Annotated in this window: 23 protein-coding genes and 1 pseudogene; all 24 read right to left on the bottom strand. The window is 38.8% G+C overall.

Annotated elements, in window-relative coordinates:
• Positions 1-5 precede the first annotated feature (5 nt).
• The 24 genes and pseudogenes from ACK1JC_RS14130 to ACK1JC_RS14015 all read right to left on the bottom strand — a co-directional run bounded on the left by ACK1JC_RS14130 (position 6) and on the right by ACK1JC_RS14015 (position 18,693).
• On the bottom strand, positions 6-2,813 hold the full coding sequence (locus ACK1JC_RS14130) for a host specificity factor TipJ family phage tail protein (RefSeq protein ID WP_409512512.1): 2,808 nt from the start codon (positions 2,811-2,813) through the stop codon (positions 6-8).
• Positions 2,810-3,130, bottom strand: coding sequence for a hypothetical protein (locus tag ACK1JC_RS14125; RefSeq protein WP_409512511.1), 321 nt, complete (start codon positions 3,128-3,130; stop codon positions 2,810-2,812). The genes ACK1JC_RS14130 and ACK1JC_RS14125 overlap by 4 nt, the downstream gene beginning before the upstream one ends.
• Positions 3,130-3,618 carry a DUF1833 family protein gene (locus ACK1JC_RS14120; RefSeq protein WP_409512510.1) on the bottom strand — a complete coding sequence of 163 codons (489 nt, stop codon included), beginning with the start codon at positions 3,616-3,618 and terminating at the stop codon, positions 3,130-3,132. The genes ACK1JC_RS14125 and ACK1JC_RS14120 overlap by 1 nt, the downstream gene beginning before the upstream one ends.
• Positions 3,615-4,082 carry a hypothetical protein gene (locus ACK1JC_RS14115; protein WP_409512509.1) on the bottom strand — a complete coding sequence of 156 codons (468 nt, stop codon included), beginning with the start codon at positions 4,080-4,082 and terminating at the stop codon, positions 3,615-3,617. Before ACK1JC_RS14115 ends, ACK1JC_RS14120 begins: the two co-directional genes overlap by 4 nt.
• Positions 4,082-7,954 carry a tape measure protein gene (locus ACK1JC_RS14110; RefSeq protein WP_409512508.1) on the bottom strand — a complete coding sequence of 1,291 codons (3,873 nt, stop codon included), beginning with the start codon at positions 7,952-7,954 and terminating at the stop codon, positions 4,082-4,084. Before ACK1JC_RS14110 ends, ACK1JC_RS14115 begins: the two co-directional genes overlap by 1 nt.
• Before the next feature lie 67 nt (positions 7,955-8,021).
• Positions 8,022-8,180 carry a hypothetical protein gene (locus ACK1JC_RS14105; RefSeq protein WP_409512507.1) on the bottom strand — a complete coding sequence of 53 codons (159 nt, stop codon included), beginning with the start codon at positions 8,178-8,180 and terminating at the stop codon, positions 8,022-8,024.
• 223 nt (positions 8,181-8,403) lie between these two features.
• On the bottom strand, positions 8,404-8,751 hold the full coding sequence (locus ACK1JC_RS14100; RefSeq protein WP_409512506.1) for a hypothetical protein: 348 nt from the start codon (positions 8,749-8,751) through the stop codon (positions 8,404-8,406).
• 90 nt (positions 8,752-8,841) lie between these two features.
• Positions 8,842-9,393, bottom strand: a complete 552-nt coding sequence (locus tag ACK1JC_RS14095) for a hypothetical protein (protein WP_409512505.1) — start codon at positions 9,391-9,393, stop codon at positions 8,842-8,844.
• Between the two features lie 129 nt (positions 9,394-9,522).
• Positions 9,523-9,867, bottom strand: a complete 345-nt coding sequence (locus ACK1JC_RS14090) for a hypothetical protein (protein ID WP_409512504.1) — start codon at positions 9,865-9,867, stop codon at positions 9,523-9,525.
• 16 nt (positions 9,868-9,883) lie between these two features.
• Positions 9,884-10,189, bottom strand: coding sequence for a DUF4236 domain-containing protein (locus ACK1JC_RS14085; protein ID WP_409512503.1), 306 nt, complete (start codon positions 10,187-10,189; stop codon positions 9,884-9,886).
• A gap of 7 nt (positions 10,190-10,196) precedes the next feature.
• Complete coding sequence (locus tag ACK1JC_RS14080) at positions 10,197-10,367, bottom strand: hypothetical protein (protein ID WP_409512502.1); 171 nt, start codon at positions 10,365-10,367, stop codon at positions 10,197-10,199.
• Positions 10,368-10,710: 343 nt separating this feature from the next.
• The gene (locus tag ACK1JC_RS14075) at positions 10,711-11,187 is read right to left on the bottom strand and encodes a hypothetical protein (RefSeq protein WP_409512501.1); all 477 of its coding nucleotides are present in this window, start codon (positions 11,185-11,187) and stop codon (positions 10,711-10,713) included.
• Position 11,188: 1 nt separating this feature from the next.
• Positions 11,189-12,100, bottom strand: coding sequence for a phage tail tube protein (locus ACK1JC_RS14070; RefSeq protein WP_409512500.1), 912 nt, complete (start codon positions 12,098-12,100; stop codon positions 11,189-11,191).
• Between the two features lie 90 nt (positions 12,101-12,190).
• Positions 12,191-12,622, bottom strand: coding sequence for a hypothetical protein (locus tag ACK1JC_RS14065; protein WP_409512499.1), 432 nt, complete (start codon positions 12,620-12,622; stop codon positions 12,191-12,193).
• Position 12,623: 1 nt separating this feature from the next.
• The gene (locus ACK1JC_RS14060; protein WP_409512498.1) at positions 12,624-13,034 is read right to left on the bottom strand and encodes a hypothetical protein; all 411 of its coding nucleotides are present in this window, start codon (positions 13,032-13,034) and stop codon (positions 12,624-12,626) included.
• Entirely contained in the window at positions 13,031-13,411 is a 381-nt protein-coding gene (locus ACK1JC_RS14055) for a hypothetical protein (RefSeq protein ID WP_409512497.1), read from the bottom strand. Before ACK1JC_RS14055 ends, ACK1JC_RS14060 begins: the two co-directional genes overlap by 4 nt.
• Before the next feature lie 27 nt (positions 13,412-13,438).
• Positions 13,439-13,813 carry a glutamate 5-kinase gene (locus ACK1JC_RS14050; protein ID WP_409512496.1) on the bottom strand — a complete coding sequence of 125 codons (375 nt, stop codon included), beginning with the start codon at positions 13,811-13,813 and terminating at the stop codon, positions 13,439-13,441.
• Positions 13,814-14,185 carry a hypothetical protein gene (locus ACK1JC_RS14045; RefSeq protein WP_409512495.1) on the bottom strand — a complete coding sequence of 124 codons (372 nt, stop codon included), beginning with the start codon at positions 14,183-14,185 and terminating at the stop codon, positions 13,814-13,816.
• A gap of 2 nt (positions 14,186-14,187) precedes the next feature.
• Positions 14,188-14,565: a hypothetical protein gene (locus tag ACK1JC_RS14040; protein ID WP_409512494.1), complete on the bottom strand. Its 378-nt coding sequence runs from the start codon at positions 14,563-14,565 to the stop codon at positions 14,188-14,190.
• A 3-nt stretch (positions 14,566-14,568) separates the two neighbouring features.
• A complete protein-coding gene (locus tag ACK1JC_RS14035; protein WP_409512493.1) occupies positions 14,569-15,078 on the bottom strand; it encodes a stress-responsive nuclear envelope protein in 510 nt (169 codons plus the stop codon).
• Positions 15,079-15,117: 39 nt separating this feature from the next.
• Positions 15,118-16,062: a major capsid protein gene (locus ACK1JC_RS14030; protein WP_409512492.1), complete on the bottom strand. Its 945-nt coding sequence runs from the start codon at positions 16,060-16,062 to the stop codon at positions 15,118-15,120.
• 9 nt (positions 16,063-16,071) lie between these two features.
• Positions 16,072-16,836: a DUF6651 domain-containing protein gene (locus ACK1JC_RS14025; RefSeq protein WP_409512491.1), complete on the bottom strand. Its 765-nt coding sequence runs from the start codon at positions 16,834-16,836 to the stop codon at positions 16,072-16,074.
• Positions 16,837-16,936: 100 nt separating this feature from the next.
• A pseudogene (locus tag ACK1JC_RS14020) lies at positions 16,937-17,247 on the bottom strand (Gp49 family protein).
• A gap of 318 nt (positions 17,248-17,565) precedes the next feature.
• Positions 17,566-18,693, bottom strand: a complete 1,128-nt coding sequence (locus tag ACK1JC_RS14015; RefSeq protein ID WP_409512490.1) for a minor capsid protein — start codon at positions 18,691-18,693, stop codon at positions 17,566-17,568.

Genomic DNA, 18,693 nt, shown 5'->3' with positions numbered 1-18,693 from the left:
AATCTTTAGAAAAAGCTGTGGTCTTTTTCATAATATTGATCTGTGTAATTGACGCACTTTAAAGTGTTCGTTGTATCAGATTGTCGTGACATTTCAGACATGATAAATGCTGTGGTTGCCAGTTCTTCAGCAACAACAATCTGATAAGTCGTCTTAATAAATTTTCCGTCTTCAACAACAAGTGGTAAAAGCGGTGGGCGAGTCAAAATCACTTGATCTGTAAATTCACCTGGCCGCACTTCAATAATATCGACAGTCGCATCTTTTATTTGCAATTGAATAAAATAATCATCTGTTTCAGTCATTTCAGTTTCTTGTGAAAGCGTTAAGACCAAGCCATCTACTACGAGTACTTCACCATCTTGCGTTTTTAAGTTAGAGCTATCGGCAACTAGAATTTTATTGTTTCTACGTAGGATTTCAGACTCATCCATCGCTGTGAACTCACAAGATAAATACTGATACTTAATCTTATTCCATTCTCGCCATGCTCTTGTTTTTGCTTGGGCCTCATTTCGAATACCTGATGTTTTGATCTGCATCGTATTCAGCGGAAATTCAACATCAGATGCAATATAAGTCACTCTCGTGTCATCAATAGGACTTGTGTACTCAACCTCAACACCATCATAACCATCTTTATTGCCCGAACTTCGAGTGCGTTTACCTGATTTTATAACCTTATTTCGATGATTAAAAAGCAAGACCGCATTCTCTTGCGGTTTTTCAAAATCAATGCGCAACTTACTGCCAAATCGATAGCCTTCACAAAACATTGTACTGGTGATCATTCCTGCCATTTCTTCAAATGACAAATTATTATCATCAATCGTATGTGTAAATCCTGTTGCATCTGTCGATCCAAAGTATTCATTCACCCACTGCTCTTCAGCAAGAATCTGATCAATATCAATTTCATTAATCGTTCTGCGTCCATTTTTAGCATCAAGCGCAAGATGAATCAGTGCTTGTGCACCTGATGTTGTTGCTGTTAAAGCGCCTTCGCCATTGAGTTTCAATTTCCGAATGAGATTAAAATTCAATTTTCTTGACTTCACAGACATCGCACCGTCCGTACCAACCACTTTTGAACGCACCACTGTCCAATTTTCATAAGTGGCTTTTTGTGGTGTCATTGAAGCAAATACATCTTCAACTTTCACATCTGTCTGAACATTCGGCGCAATACGCACATTGGTTTTGCAAATACGGAAACGCACTCCCCCAATGATGGGAAGACTGATCGTAATTGTTTCACCAAATGGCACTTTTTCAGACTTACGATATTCTTTTGAATGTGTATAAACATGGCCAAATGGCACGCCATCCACATCAACAGACTGATACTCAATGAGCGCTGTCTGCCAAGCTTCAGACACACCACCCCTTGAGGTTTGTCGCCATAACCCATTTGGAAAAAATAAGTTAAAGGTGATGCTTTCAGCATCGCGCATTAAAATCGTGTGCCAACCCACCCATTTGTTTGTGATTTTATCCAAAGCAATATCAGCAGTTTGAGCAATCGTACTTTGGTTTGGCAGTCCGTTTAACTTTGCCCAATCCGAATTGACTAAACTTGGGTTTTTCAATTCAATCTGAGTTGTAGTCACTCGATCAATCGAATATGAGTCAGACAAGATAATACTGTTGGTGTTTTTATTTAATGTTACACCTGCATTAATGGTTTGATCATTTTTAATAAATTGCCAATTCGGATTTACGTTCAATGCATTGAGTAGACTGATCACATAGTGAAATCCATTTGCGGTTGTGCTTTTAGATACTCCGCTGACTTGGTATTGACCTGATACATCTTTATAGCTCACCTGCTCAGTCAATCCGACCATTGTTCGAATCTCAACAAGCGCACCTGTTAACAGTAATCCCTGATAGTTATTCGGATTGAGTAAGTCCAAGTCTGATTCAATCACCACCGTTTTATTGGTTTTAATCATGACTTGACCCGACAAAACTGCATCCAAAATACCGAAATCAGCACCAATCAATTCAATATTGTCATCTTTCGCAAAGGTCTGAGTGAAGTCTATCGTCGAGCGTGATTTGATTAAATTTGGGTGCTCAAAATACAGATCAGATGACTCAATAAGCGTGTCGTTTGGTTCTTGTAGACTCTGCCCATTAATTGAATCCGAGTGACTGACTGCAAGTGGTAAATCAGTGAATGCTTCACCCGTGCTGTAAATTGTATTATTTGTATTGATCGCTACACCTGGATCAAACACCGCAACCGATGTGCCTGAAATATCTTCGACATCAGTTTCACCATCTCGACAGCGATGAATTTCAAAGTAGCCAACACCTATACACAACAATTGGTATTCAATTTTTCGACCGTTTTCATAAACAAAATATGGATTTGCAATCAAGTCAGGTGTGGCGTTGGGGTTACCTAAAATCTCAGGAACACGCCCACCCAAGCGCACCTGATTCTGCCGATCCCCAAGTTCATTATTAGGAGATTCATTGGCCTGCGCTTTTATTTTAGGCATTGTTGCATAAGTATAAATACTAAATGCTGCTGTGATTGCCATTACAATCCACATAGCGATTGAGATCGGCTCATCTGGATAAATCACAACATAAAAATCCCCCTCAAGGCTTTGTAATCTCTTGATTGATCTTACAGATGTTGGGGTTACATCATTTTTGCTTGCAACACTTTTATGATAAATACGTGCTTTCTCTGGAAAGGTTTTGAATTCTTTCTGTAAATACTCACAAACATCATCCACTTCTGAATAGGTGTATTCATTTTTTTTGAATGGATCAGCAATAATAAAGACACGGTTCATTGATAAAATCTCACATTACTGAATCCGATTCGGACATGCTCAAGTGGTGCATTTTGAGCACCTCGAAATCCCAAGTGCCAAATACGATTGTTAAAAAAAAGCCCAACATGTGTTGAGCTTCTTTCATTTCTTGAGAAAAATACGATGCAGGGGCTGATTGGCTCAGTGATTTCTTCAAAGCCATTGCCTTTTTTTAAATGCTTTTGCATGCGCTTCGCTAAATCTTCACCCGTGAGCATCTTCCACGCTTCACAAGCAAACTCATTACATCCGTAATTTAGTTTGTGCGTGCGTGACAATAAACTTTCAAGATTCATTAAACACCTCTCAAACAGGGACAATTTTCACGTGTATAACGCTCACCTGTCCCCACGGTATTAAGTTCTTCTGCTTTAGCATCAAAGGTTACAACACCATAATCATCACTATTCACATCTGTAATTTTCAGCGTTTCAAGCAAAATCATTGGGTAATTGAGATCATCATCACGATAGATCCGATACTTAAATGTTGCAGGTATCATGTAATCAGATTGATTGACCGCATTTTTAAGCGCATCATCGTAATCATTAAAAGTGATACTTACTGCTTGATCTAAGTCAGCAGTGACATTTGATCGATCAACACGAAATGCAGCATATTCATAAAAGTATTCGATACCATCTTCATGCTTAACTGAAATACCCTCTTCATCACTATTCACAAATCTGAAAACTTTTGTGAAGTTGGGATGTGAAATTTCAATCACATGCAAATCAGCAATATCACCTGTTGCATCTAAGAAAAATGAAACTAAATCGCTCATACACCCACCGCATTAGGCAACCAGATATTCGGGATTTTCTCAATATTGGTGTAGCGATCTAATAGATGATTATTTCCAAGCAACACAAGCAGTAAGTCATTGTCAATATTGCGTAACTTCGCTTGAACTTCAAAAGTTGTGGACACCTTAAAGATCGGTCCATCTTTTGAATCAAGGTGAAATTCAGAACGAAACGCACATTTATATTCAGCAAGTTCAGCATCATCAATCATCAGCATGGCTAAAAATGGCATTGCAGGATTCATCGCCCAGACATTAAAAAAAGCTACGAGATAATCGTAGCCTTCTTTTTTAACCGTGAAATTCACACTGACAATATGTGAATTACGTTTTCGACTTCTTCGATAACGAGATGGTCCACCTTCCAATTCTTGCACAATCACATTATTGCCATGCGTAACTGTATAGCCCGACTGCTGAACACAGTAAGCGAGTTTATTCATTACCGTCTCCGTTGAGTATTAAAACCTCGACTAATGCCTTTGGACATTGAGCTATTAGGGTTTTGCAGTGAATTATTGATAAATCCTTCAACTTCATCAATTGTGATGTAGGTTTTGCCGTCTGCGCCCTGCGTTGCTGAAACTTTCGTTGATGCATTGTTGTTAATTACGATCTGAGCACCTTGTTGTTTGCTATTTGAAAGATAGTTCTTTAAATCAGCATTGGTTCGACTATCAACAACACGTTCACCCTTATCTAAAAGCCATGTTCCTTCTTTCGGTACATTATCAATACCATCGTGTGCCATACCTTGAAGACTTACAGATGAGATGGTTGCAAGTGCTGGCATTAAAGCCGCCATTACGGTCATGCCTCCTGCAATTTTTTGAGGTAATGTCATTGCGCTTGGATCAGCAAACGCCTGAGTGTATGCGGTATGTGCAGCAAGAATAGAGGACGCAATTGAAAAACCTTGCTGTAATGCAAACATCGTACGATACATTGTGGATTGTTCACCTGCGCCATCTTTTGCAGACTGCGTAAGTTGTGAAAATGTTGTTTGCGCGTTAGAGAGAATCCCACTCAATAGACTTAATTGCTCTTGCTGTTGAGTTTTAGCCAAGTCCCGTTCAAGTAGAGTGTATTTTTCATTCAGCTTCAACTTACTTAATCGAAAGGATTCTTCTGCGTCAAGCAACATCTGCTTGCGAACTGCATCATCAGTAATGATTTTATCCTCATTGATGTTGTTTACATTTTTATCGTAATTCTCACCAAGCCTTTTAAAATCATCTTTTTTCTGATTTTGAAGTGCCCAAGCACCATATCCACCACCCATGATAGCTTTGGCTTGCATATTCAATACTTCAGCTTGCAACTCTGTCAAAGGCTGACTAAAAGCCACTTGATATTCAGCAATTTTGAGCTGTTGAGTTTTGCGATACTCATCAATCTCATACTTTGATAAGGCATTAATTCCATTCATTACAAGTTGCTTTTGATCTTTACTGAACTCCTTAGATGCATTGGTCACAGCGCGATTGATCTCAGCCTCTTTATTAATTCGCTCTTCACCAACCCATTTCCATCCATTAACTTGCTGATCAAGCTGAAGCTTTGCTAGATAAGACTCATCTGAATATCTAAGGTTGATTTGATCAATCAGTTGGGTTTGTCCAAGCCTTTCAGCTTCGGCAATCTCAGTCAAACGATCTTTATTGCGAGTTATATCGGCATTAGAGTATTTTGCATTGAGCTGGTCAATTTCCTCCAAAGTTTTTTGTGCATATTTGGCTTGATCATCCATAGTTGAATCAAAATCTTTAGATGATCCTGAGTAACCATTAACACCTGCAACATATCCTTTAATATTTTTCACATACTGGCGATTCACTGGACCAATATTTGTACCCGCCGCAACATTACCTTCCCCCGCATGATATGCAGAAATGGCTTTATCCCAATCTCCAAATTTCTTATACAAAAGCTGTAGGTATTGCCCCGCTGCATCAGCAGACTTTCCTAGATCAAAAACATCATTACCGAATAGCTTGAATCTTTTGGCTGTAGAATCCAAAAATTGAAATCCACCCTTTGCTGTGCCGTATTTGGTTTGCGGTCCTACAGCATTTGAATGACCCCGAGATTCTTGCATGTGAATACCAGAAAGAAGTCCTGATGGAAGTCCATACTTACCTTCAATACCGTTAAAATTGTATTTCGCAGCATTTGCTTGAACTTTGGCATTCACCTGGATAATTTGTTGCTGTTTTTCCAACTCCTTAGTGCGATCCTTTTCCGTCTTAGAACGCTTATCCTCTATATCTTTCAATTGGGTCTGAACCGATAACTCCCTGCCCATTAAAGCAATGGTGCCTAGTGGTAATTGCTGATCCGATCCTATAAGTCCCATTGCTTCTCGATATTTTAAAACCATATCAGCAGACTCTTTTGTATATCCTTGAGCATAGAGTCTTAATCGCTCTTCGTTAGAAGCGATATTATTGAGAGAATTGCTTATAAACTTTTGAATATCAGCATCTAAGCCTTTGACTTTTTCAGACGTTACTACAGCCTCTTTACCTATTGCTGCCACACCTGTTGATGAGTTTGAAGCTTTATTCCCCATAAGCTCAGCATTAATGCCAAATACCTTAAGCGCCTCCTGAACCTTGGTTACAATTTCACGTTTTTCTTCATACAGCTTATTATCATCTCGAAGCTGCTTAAGCTGCTTTGGATCAATAAAATCAAGTTTATTTAATGCTTTGATTGCATCAACCTGACTCATTGTGCCTTCACGAACTTTGTTGGAAATTTCAGTAATCTGTAAGTTTCCACGATAAGCATTTTGCAATTCAATTGTATGAGCGTTAAATAAATAGTTTAAATCTCTTAACTCTTTATTTTGTCCTTTGAATGCTTCTTGTAAATCTGCTTGTGCACCTCTCTTTTGAACGCCTTGTAACTCAAGTAATTCTTGCTTGGTTTTACTCGCAATCTCAGTCTGTTCCTCAAGTTTCTTATTAGCTTCTGCTGTGCTATCACGCATAAGTAGATATCCAGCTGCAACAGCAGCAATCGAAATACCAATACCAATGGGTCCTGTCATTACACCTAATATTCTTGAACTAACACCCAAAGTAGCTGTTGCAGCGGCCGCCGATCGTGTTCTTGCTGCTGCTAAAGCAGTTTCAGCTATAGTCAATTCAGCAGTTACTTGAGCTTCTACTTGGCGTAATCCTGCCATGCGAGTTGTCGATTGAATTCGACCAAGGTCAGAAATTTGTCCCTTGAGTCTTTGAACCTCTAAAGCTTTTTCTGCTGCAATCGCAGCTAATGTGGTTTGTGTTCGCAAAACCTCAGCTTCTGCTGAAGCCAAGGCTGTTACTGCCGCTGCTCTTTCGGCCTGCACCGCTGCATATTGAATAATTGTTTGTTCAGCGAGTTGCTTAATCTTTCCATAACCCGCAACAGTGCTTGCATAAATTGCAGGAATATAAGTGCCAACCCAATATGCGCCGCCAATCATCGCGATATTTGTCACTGAATTTAAGTTTTCTGCGAGTGTCCCGAGTGAATCCGAAATTACAGTTGCAGCACCACTACCTTGCCCTGCTTCACCTACAAATTTGGTAACAGCATTACTTAACTGAGTAAACCCCTGACCAATGGTGAAGTTGGTTTTACCAAAATCTTCTTCAATCGAGCCTGACATTTTTTGAATTGCTTCAATCATTTTGTCTGTGGTAAGTAATCCTTGAGATGACATTTCTTTCAATTCAGCACGAGTTACACCCAAGCCTTTTGAAAATACCTCCATCAAATAGCCTGCATTTTCAGACATGGATACAAACTCATCGCCATTTAATGATGATTTATCAAATGACTGACCAAGCTGATATAGAGCAGCACTTGCGGCTTGAGCGCTTGACCCTGAATTACTTATTGATTTAGAAATTGATTCAGTAACTTTCGCAACCTGAGTCTGACTTAACCCTAATTTTTCACTGTTATATTGAATTTTTTGGTAAATTGCCGCTGTACCACCCCATGCCGCACCTGAACGTTGAGCAATATTAAAAGTATCTTTCATTGCTAGAGTGAGTTCTTTTTGAGTATCAGTCACCAAGCGTAAACGGTTGTTGAGATTGGTGTATTCATCCATCTTGCCAATCGCAGCACCAACAGTCACAACTCCCATCATATAGCCCGCAAGTTGACGACAGGCAACAGACATTGAGTTCATTGATGTGCTTGCATAGTTACCCGAGTTCTGAATACTACGAAGCTCACGATCTAATGCTTGAGCGTTTCTGCGTGCTTGTTCTGAGCTAATCTCAATAATAAGCGTACTGCGTTGTTCGGCCATATCACTTTCCTTTAGGCATAAAAAAACCTCCGTTAAGGAGGTAGATATGAAATTACTTTCATAAAATTTACTTTAGCGAATACAAAATTGCTGCCACTGATAGACCCAAAGTACTCAATGAAAGGATTAACAAAGCTATTCCTTGCAACATTCCCACACGATCAGCGCCTTTTGATGTCATTTTTCCATCTACCTTTAATTGTGAATTTGATGTATTCTTCTGCATATAGATTTATTTCCTCTTGTTCTTGCGTGATTCAACTGGAAACAAAAAAGCCCATGACTGCGAATCACGGGCTTTTTGCTTTTTTGGGTAATAAAAACCCCAACAATCCTAATTATCGGGGTTTTGTTTTGATCCTAAGAAAACCATACAAATTTAGCTCTCTTCTATAAGTGTAACTCTCTTAAAAAACCACCCGAAGATGGGTTATCAGGCTTAGTACTTTTTAATCAAATAATCCCGGGTATTGATCTAATGCTCTATAGCATGTCGAATTTCTACCTGTTTCTTCAAACTCTTCTTTTGCTGAAAATATTCCAAGTCTTGTAGCATTCGCCATGGATTTTTCACCATATTTCGCTATGCATTTCTTGCTTAGCTCATTAACAAGTTGCACCAATTCATTTCCTGAATCATCAGTTTCTAAATTACATTGTGCTTTGATTGTCATCACATAACCCAGAGTATCAGCATTATCTTTACAGTCCTCTAAGCTTGGATTATCTACGTCCAAAGCCCATGCATTAATTGCAGCAGTTGCAAGTAAAGCAGCTAAAATTGTTTTAAGTTTCATTATGCCCTCTTTAAAATATTTTCTATTAGTTTCAAGAAGATGGATTATACAAAAAAACCACCATTAAGGATGGTTTTGTTAAAGTAATACCTAAATTAATAACTTTTGCTGATAAGTTGCAGTAAACCAATCAAAACTTTTTACACACTCGATTAATTGTTGCTTTTCATCAGCCTTTACAAACTGCCAAGCCATACTCGAGCCATCAATAAAGTGATCATTCACTCTTCCCGCTATAACAGGATTCAATTTTTTGATTACGTCACCATACTCTCTCCACCATTCACGCGCCCATATCATGTGTGTTGCAAGGGCATGCATATTCTGTAGATCAGTATGTGAAAATTGCTTCTTCTCAGCATTACTAAATAAAGCAATCAAATGATGAACATATTCCACGGCGACAGGAATGGCATCGTAAGGAATCTCATTAATACTCAGTGTTCCAAAACGCTGATTAATGATTTTCCATGCATCACTTGAATTTAAATGTTTAGTCTTAGCTACAAGCATTGCGTGAGCATCATGTAATGGTCTGCGTTCTACCTTGGTTGTTTTGGCAACAGGAGCACCAACTTCTTTATCAAGTATGTCCAACACCCATTTGCGGAATTGCTTTGCGATTGCTGTTTTGGAAAACATTGCTATGAGGTGACAACCACGTAGTGAGAAAATGCGGATCGTTTTAGTTAAATTTTGGCTTTTCTTCGAGACACTCAAATTGAGGGTCTCGATATGATGCTCAAATATGAGAAGCATTAAAAAAGCACCCTAGGGTGCTTTTTTGGGTGGATTCCCATAGCAGATAGCTGCCATGTTATTTGCAAAATCAACGGATATCTTATCTTGGTATTCTTTTGTATCAAACCTAGGTTCTTTGTAAGCCCCAACAACAACTAAGCGATAAAAATCTAGGAGCTTGATAACGCCTTTGTCTTTTGATGCTGATTTTTCCATTCTATCAAGTGTCGCCATTTGCTCAGTTATGGGTGTTCCCCATTGACGCATCTGCATAATTGCGTGACTTAGTTCATACATCTGCTCACACTGTTTTGTAGCGAAAGTCTCGGCTGATGCAAAAAAACAAAATAAACCCAGCATCAAAATTCTTTTCATTGAAACGCTCTACCAATCACTTAAAAATAGCAAACAAAATAAATATAAGGCATACAATAATAATAACTAGGTTGATTAATCCTAATGTCTTATTGCCCTGTAAAGGTTGACCTTGCTGTGGTGAGGTAGCTTTCTTTCTTGGTGAATAAGATGAGTAAGATAAACCTGACCCCGGTATTCCAATCGTTGATCTAGTTCCTTTTTTGCTTATATTTACTTTTGCACCATTCTTACCAAGTGAAACGCTAGATATACCTTTCCCTGTTAAGTTGAGTTTAACCCCAGGTGCAAGCTTAATGCTTTTCCTGAATCTGAAGCCCATACATCACCTATTTACACACTTTTTTCGAAGCACTAATAGAACCATCATTGCAAACAAATTTCCCTGCCTGACAATGCTTAATTCCACCTTTGCCTCCAGAACAAGGTTGACGCCCCTTTGCTTCTGCTACTGAAACAAAACTCAAGCTTAAAATAATCCCTACTGCTAATATCTTCATTATTATCTCTTTTATGCTATTACATTTACTCAATGTAACAGATAATAATAAATTTGAGCAATAAAAAAGCACCTTTGGGTAGTTCTATGTATTTAAATTCACACCTTATTCCCTTCTAACCACTTCCCATCCAACGCAAACACACACTCAACAAACATTCTTTTATCCACGTCACAGCCAAAAATATCAAAATAGCTTTGAATATCCTGAAGTGATAATGGCTGATAAAATCCACCGCCATTCGGGAAAGCTATGAACTTTCTCGACTTGGCGATGAGATTAAAAGCATTGATGATGTGACTTGCGGTAAAGCTTGGCTTAAGTCGCTCAGGTGCCTGAATACCTAACTTTTCGTAGACCTCGGCTGTTTTCTCTTCGCACCACTGGATACCTCTTTGCTCGTAGTGCTTGAGGACTTTCCCACTTCTTCTTTAATCACTGCATTCTTTTGATCTCGCAACTCTTTAGCCTTGGCAAGAACAAATACAATAATATCGAAAGACTGCTTTGAACTTGTGCAAATCAGTTCAGATGTTTGATGCGAGTATTCAATCGGCTTTTTATCTTTACCAATTAAACCTGACCAACCAAGTAACAAGTGAGCTACAGATCGATTGAAGCCAAGTTTAGCTTTGATGGCACTTTCGTCTGTAATTTCTTTATAGCCGTTTAGCTCCTGTTCAGCTTGAATACCATTAAGCTCTAAGGCTCGATTAAATGATGGTTTATTGGCGCTTGCAATAAGTAGCTTTACGCCATCTTTGAAATCAAACCATTCAGACTTAAACTCAATCTTTTCTTCTTCGATTTCAATCAACATATTAAGGACCTACTTTTGGAATAAGAGTTAATGTTGGAGCTTCGTCAGCAACCGTGAATGAGAATTGAGTGGTTAGAATGTCACCTGCTTTACCACTTGGCAAAGGTGCTGAAAGCTGTAATTTAGGTAGAGATAATGTGTATTTATTACCTGCGCTGTCTTTTAAAGAGTATTCAAGCGAAATCGGCTCATTTAAGAATTGTTTTTCGTAAAGTTCAGCAGTGTTTTTAGACCAAGCAATCGTGAAGCTACCCGTGCCCTTCATGATGGTTTCTAAAATTGCAGATATATTATTTTCATAATCTAAGCATTTTTGAATCTGCATTGAATTATCAATAGTTAGATCAAGTTGTGTGACACACATCCCTGCTTTCTTTTGACCATCAATCAGAATATCACCGGTCGAAAGACTGGTTAAAACAGGTGCATCGACAGCAGGTGTTACGGTTCCTGTCGGTGCAACTTCATACGCTGTTCGCTTCATACCCATAATTGAGTATTTTGAAGTCACAATACCGCTGTCAGGAATCGACAAAGTCCACTGATTAAAATGACAACCTGTGAAAACTTGGTAGTTGTCAATATCCTTGAAACCACGCACCACTGAAAAAGTTTTACGTGTTGTGCCACCAAAAGTTAAAACATTGTTCACCCATTGATTAAATGCAACACCTTCGAGCAAATCGTCTTGAGTGCCGTATGCAAATTCACTTTCTAGGTCTCCTTGAACCTCAATACCTGTAACGAGTGTACCTGCAGCAATACGAGTATCTTTAATAGTTTGTGATTCAGTTGTAGTCGCTTTTGCATCAAGACCATTAGCTGTAAATGCAAAGGTTTCCCAAGTTGATGCAATCACACCCGGTGTTGCTTCAGAACCTACACGTGTGAGTTGCTTAGCTCCAGAACTCATGAAGTTCTCCTTATTTAAGGCATAAAAAAACCTCCATTGAGGAGGCAGTATGATTAGGTAATTAAAAAGCGCCCTTTTGGACGCTTGTCTTTAAGATTTGCTAGATGGGTAAATTGATGTAAATGGCAATTTGGTTATGTATCCCCCACATTGAGGACACTTATCATCAATCGTTGCGTAGTAAATACGCATGAGTTCTGAAATAGTTTTACTTTCAAGATCAGGCGGGGCTTTTGAGCACAATTTAATATTGTTTATCAACTCTAATTTTTCATTTTCAAATTGAATGAACTGTTTTTTCATTTGATAGAGTTCATTTATTTTTACTTTATTTGATCGCTTAACAATTTCGAACTCATATAATTCATGCGCTAGTTTTAGCCCTAAAGTTTCTGATGCATATTTTTGTGCGCTCTCACGATCATCAAATGATTTAACATGAGTGTAATTCGTATTTCTAGGTTCTGCATAATCACAGGTAAATAACTGGTATTCGCATAATTCTTCTGGCAATTCATTCATATCAATTCACCCGATAAGCTACATTCACATTATATTGATAATACCCATTATTCTCACCAGTATCCAAGATATTAGCCTCAAGCATTTCTAGGCGATTCACACTGTAGAATTGCAAATGATCAGACCATTTATCAGCGAGCAATGAAAGATCATTAGTACCTGAATTTAACGGTGCAAATAACTGAATAAAAACAATGCCAGTGGTTCGAGTGCAAGGCTTATTACCAATACCTGAAATAAAGCTCCCTGCATTTTTAACGGTAATCTTTACCCATATCTCACCCTTAGGTGGTTCAAAAGGCTTACCTTTAACAATTTGATTATTTGCGAGTTGAATATTGGTCTTTTTCATTCCTGTAAATGTACCAACACGGCTTAATATCGCTTGTAATGCTTCGGTATTGGTCATCATTTGTATTTCTCACAAACGTATTGGAATGTAAGCGAATACACTCCTAATGATGCTTGCTTGGAATGCCCATTTTCCAACGCAATCGCATAAGGTAAATTGTTACTAATAAAAACTCGCATTCCTAATCTAACATTTAGAATTTTCACCATTCCATCTGCAATAGCGGTAGCACCTGACTTATCTTTTTTCTGAAAGTCTTTGGTGTAATCCACACTACCAATTGAAACCCGATGATTACCACGAAAAGCTCCTGTATCTACAGGGCTTTTAAGTACAACACCCTGAAGCATTGCTGCTGTAATTTTTCTTTGCAATTCTGAGCCATCACGTAAGACTTGAAGCGTAAATTGTGATGGTCTTAATCCATTCCAACCCATAAATTTCACCCACCCCAAACCTTAAAACTATTCTTTCCGCAACTGCACTTTCCAAATAGCATTCACTGGATCAGCACCAATATTTACAACCTTGAACTCGCCTTTTACTGTGACCCATATATCATTAATCTGTGGCACACCATCAACTTCATTTTGTAACACAGTGGCTTTACAGTCCGTAACCTGATAATCATTAGGCTTCACCATATCTTTGTGATACGAGCCAAATAAGACACCACGACCACTATAAGTTTCATTTCCAATAATAGGATAGGTCTGTGTAGCAAAATCCATTTCGCCACTGTAAATTATCTTAGTACATGTAAATTCTGATACAGCATCTTCTAAATCAGTACTGAATGCTTCGGCAATGTCAGTTTGCAGTTCGTCTCTTAAACCCATTTAAGCCTCACTTTCTTCATACATTGCAAATAAGTCTTGTGCGATTGATTGAATTGAATAAGCTTCGAACTCTGTGCTTGGATTATTCTCACCCATTCGCTGCCTAACTCTCTGCCATATATGCACAGCTTCATGAAGCAATAAACCGTGAATTTCTACAGAAGTACGTTTTGATGTATCACCTATCTGCACAATGGCAAGAGAATCATCATTATAAAAGTTTACCTGAGCATCACATCCATTCGACATGAATACATCAACATCATTCATATTATCGAAGAGTATATCCATATGAAGCTGATTACGTGCCAATGTATATTTAACGTGTTGGAATGGCGAGATATACCACTCAGGCACATAGTTGTTATTCATTGTTAGCGTCTCACATTAAAGCTAAACCCACTCTTCGGTTTTAAGCCATCGACTGAATCAATAAAAGCTAAAGCAATCTGTTCAAAGCTTGATATGGCTATAGATCCATCTTGAAATTCTTTTTCAGACTCAACCGAATCAGCTTTAACTTTCTTGCGTTTTAAAGCTTGATCTTGTCCGTTATAAATAACTTTAGCCAAAATACCTTTGATGATTTCACATGAAGCTAATTTTAGATTTTCATGGACTGGATCTGGGACAAATCCAACTTGGTTTTTCATCCAAATATTCGATAAGAGAATAAGTCGAGCCTTATCACTATCTGGTGCAAAATCCGCTCCAAGATTAGATTCAGCTTCAGTAATAGTGATAAAGCTCATGGGTTATTCCTTTAGTGATTCCGCCTGAATTGCTTCTTCAGTGGCTTTGGCAGTCTTAGCTTCAGCAGCAGTTGGCTTTTTAGCTGCGGCTTTAAGTACTTTAATTTCTGCATCAGCTGCTAACAGAGTTTTTTCAGCAGTGAGCACTTGATCTTTAAGCTGTGAGTTTTCCAAATCAAGAGCTTTGATAACTTCACGTTCTTTACCTAGTTGTTGCTTTAAGTCATCATTTTCAGCAACCACCTTTTCGCATTCAGCTTTTGCCTGATCAATAATGGTTTGAAGTTCTGGCGTGATACTGACTTTAACATCAACTGTTAGCGGTTTAGCTTTCGGTAGCTCACGCTCTTCAACAGCAATGTCGAGTTTTTCATAATCGGTCTTAATTTGTAGATAGTCACCATAGATTACGACCGTCTGAGCATTTGATTCAGGCTTTAAATAATATTCAGGGTTCTGAAATGAACCTTGCTCATCAATTCCTGAACTTTTCTTTGCATAGATAATTTTCATTTCTTTCTCACAAAAAGAAAGAGGGCTAATGCCCTCTATTTATGGTGTACCTGACAGATCAAGCAAGGTACCTGCAGTCATCTTGTTGCTCGTAGCGTACTTCTTCCAATTTGCATCCGCACCAAGCAGTGCAAGTGTTGGATTTGCACCTTTTGATGAATCCCAAGAGTAACCAAGCAGATCTAAATTGAATGTACCTTCAGCACGCATACCGATTGCTAAGTTTTCTTCATCATTGATATCGTATGCACGGAAGCCTGGTGCTTGTGATTCAGTTACAGTTAATGCACCTGCCTGTAAGCCAAACGCATCATTGTCACCTACTAAATCAGTGACTAGAACAGGTTTACCCAATGTTCCTGGTAATCCACCATAAATCACAAGTTCAGATTCACCATAGACTTGATTGGTCAGTGCTTCATCAACAATATCGAAATATGTATCAGAGTTCATAACCCATAGAGAGATGCGCCCAAACTTGTCACCAAATTTACGCATGCCTTTGGTTAGGGCTTTACGACCATCAGTAGCGATACTACCTTTAGCAATCATATCAGGGTTGCTTGTGATAGCTGCTTTAAGTGCTGTTAGACCATATTGCAAACGACCTGCAACTAATGCATCAGCTAAGTCATAACCGATGATCTCAGCAAATTCTTCAGGTGAACGTGCACGGCGTTTAAATGCCTCTTCAGTGGAAGAGTATGGACCATATTTGTATGGAGTTTTCACCCCAACCATTTCACCTGCACCAATCTTTTTAGGTGTAACTTTTGCTACTGAGTTCACATCACGATGCTCAATACCACCACCAACGCGATAGAACGATTTTTGACTAAAATCCCCCTGAATAACTTCGTTCACATAACGAATCGCACCGTTTGATGCTTTGTTAAATACATCAAGGTTATCTTGCAAGCGTTCCAAGTACGCTGTTTGTGCCAATTGATTATAAATAACCATGTCACTGTTAACTGTAGTCATTACGACTCCTTATTTTGGAAGTTTTAAATATGATTCTTGACCATGTGCTTTTAGGTAATCTGACTTGTCTTTAGCAGTCATATCGCCACGTTTAAGCCCAGAGTTCTGACCACCATTATTTTGGAATCCACCGCCACCTGATCGATTACCGTTGAGAATTGAATCTTTATGTTGGTATCCATCAACCAGAGTTTCTAAAGCTTCGTCAAAATCAGCAACTTCACCTGGGCGAGCACGTGAATAAATCTTTTGACCATCTGCACCAACCGCCACAACTTTTCCATCTTCAATTTGGAAGTTCTTCCCAAAAGTGGCTTGAATCATGTCAACTGGCACGGCGATATTGTCCTGAATGAACTTAGAACGAGCGAAACCACCCCCAATAAGTTCGTTATGCAATTGCGACTGAAATGCATCACGCTCCTGAACAATAGGAGCATATTTATCTTCAACAGCTTTAATTGCTTCAGCTTTTACTTTTTCGACTTCACCAGCATCCACCAGTTTTTTATCGTCAAAGTTTTTTAAGGTTTCAAGTGCTTTAATTGCAGCTGATGGGTCTTCAATACCTGCAAATGCTTTAAGAGAGGTTTCAGCAGTTTCATAGCGTTCACGATTGGTTTTAGCCTCACCATTTAAACGACTGATTGTTGCCACTGTTTGCGGTGCATCATGAGCAACTTCTTTACCGTCATCATGAATATACAAAGGCAAACCTTGTTCGTTTACTTCCGCATAAGTCTTGTTTTCAATCGTTACTGTTTTAAGTTTCATAAGTCATCCGACCCTTTTTAAGTGAGCATCCGCTCGTTGCGCCCCATTCATCCGAATTTCAGGCAATAAAAAAGCACCTCGGAAGGTGCTGTTATTTGTTTTAACTATTGGCAAATAGGCGGTAGCCTTCCAGTTCCCATAGCTTGTTTTCTGCATGCTTTTCAGCATTACTACGCGCCAAACGTTCGCCGATATCAGCATCAAAGTTTTCAGCATTCACACATGCACTAAAACCTGTAGCCAAGAAAATTTGCCATCAAGAAAGGCGTGGACAAATGTGGATGTTGTTCCACCTGGTTGTTGTTCTACTGTGTAAGTTACACGATCTTTTAAAGCATCAATATGTGCTTTGGTTACACGAGGTGCTACAGCTTTTTCTTGCAATTCTTGCTCAGTTACTACTTTAGACATTTTCTTTCTCACAAAAAAAGCGCCCTATTGGACGCCGTTGGTTTTAAATTAATTACTTTGGGTTGAATGATCGATCTCTGAAATCAGTACCATGAATTTTATCTAATGATTGTGCCTCTTGGTGAAAGCTAGGCTTTAATGCCAGTGACGCAATCCAAATATCATTGCGACATACAGGACAATTCAGCACATATACCGTTTCATTTCGGTCTGTCTTTGCTTGCGCTTCATTCTTTTGGAATTCAAGCACCGAATGACACTTACCACATGAAGTTGTGTAGATCTGCAATTCAGGCGGCGTGCCTCGACTAATTATTTTCATTGTTCACCCAATATATTTTTGAAGGTTTCTTTATCCAAAGCCTTAAGCTCAGCCAATGTATAACCGCGCTTATTCAATGGATCTGCGAACTTATCTAAGCTGTACTCGCCTTTTGTGTATAACTCATATTTGGATTTACCAAGCCACTTACGCTTAAATCCATCATCTTGATCTTCAAACCAAGACTTAAATGATGTATTGGCATCAACCTGACCGATCTTGCCGTCACGCTGATCTTTGGGTATATCCTTCACAGATCTGTTATCAGCCACAAATGGACGCTTTCCTGCAACGTCACCATCCTTATCACAACCCACATAAGTTGTGCGATTATTTGGATGAACTGGAAAGCGTGGTCTAGATGGATCATTAACGTGAAATAACTTGCCATCTACTGAAGCACAGTACTTGCAAGTACGACCATCCAAAGTTGCAACAACTTTTACATATTCATAACCAAGCGCTTTGTATGTATCAATGTACGAGGCATTACTTACATGACTTCGAGCTGTCCGAACTTGACGTTCAATGACATGCCTTTCAGATTCAAGCAAACCATCTTTATAATCATTTGCCTTTTTACCTTTTATTCGCTGAACAATCTGCTGATTGGTTTGACCTTGTGAAAATCCATCACGAATGACGTATTCCACTTTCTTACGCAAACTAGCGGCAATATCAGAAAAAGGGTAATCGACTAACTGACCGCCTGAAAATGGCATCTTCTTGGCTTTTTGATAGATCTTCTCACCATCTACGGTGAGCTTTTCACCCATCAATTTGATGGTATACCCCGCTTCATACACCGCTAATGCAACAGCCGACTGTTCAAAGAGCGACAATAAGTCAGAATTCAATGAAGAAAACCACTCATTCAGAATGGTTTTGATTTCTTCAATATTAGAACTGGACTTAGATTTACTTAAAAAATTAAGACCCCGTAGAGCCTTACGCTCTGAGTCGGTTAGGTCTTCAAATAACTCGCTTAATTTAAGTAGCTGCTCATTAGACAACTGATCAAAGACTCTGATTAGATCATTTACGTTATGAGAGGATGCCCTGAATAAATACGCTTGGTGCTGTGACAACACATCAAGTAAGGCTTTCTGTGCTTCAACATTCAT

It is taken from the genome of Acinetobacter sp. TY2 (genome assembly GCF_046269225.1).
Classification (GTDB): Bacteria; Pseudomonadota; Gammaproteobacteria; order Pseudomonadales; family Moraxellaceae; genus Acinetobacter.
This window is presented reverse-complemented; position numbering and strand designations above follow the sequence as displayed.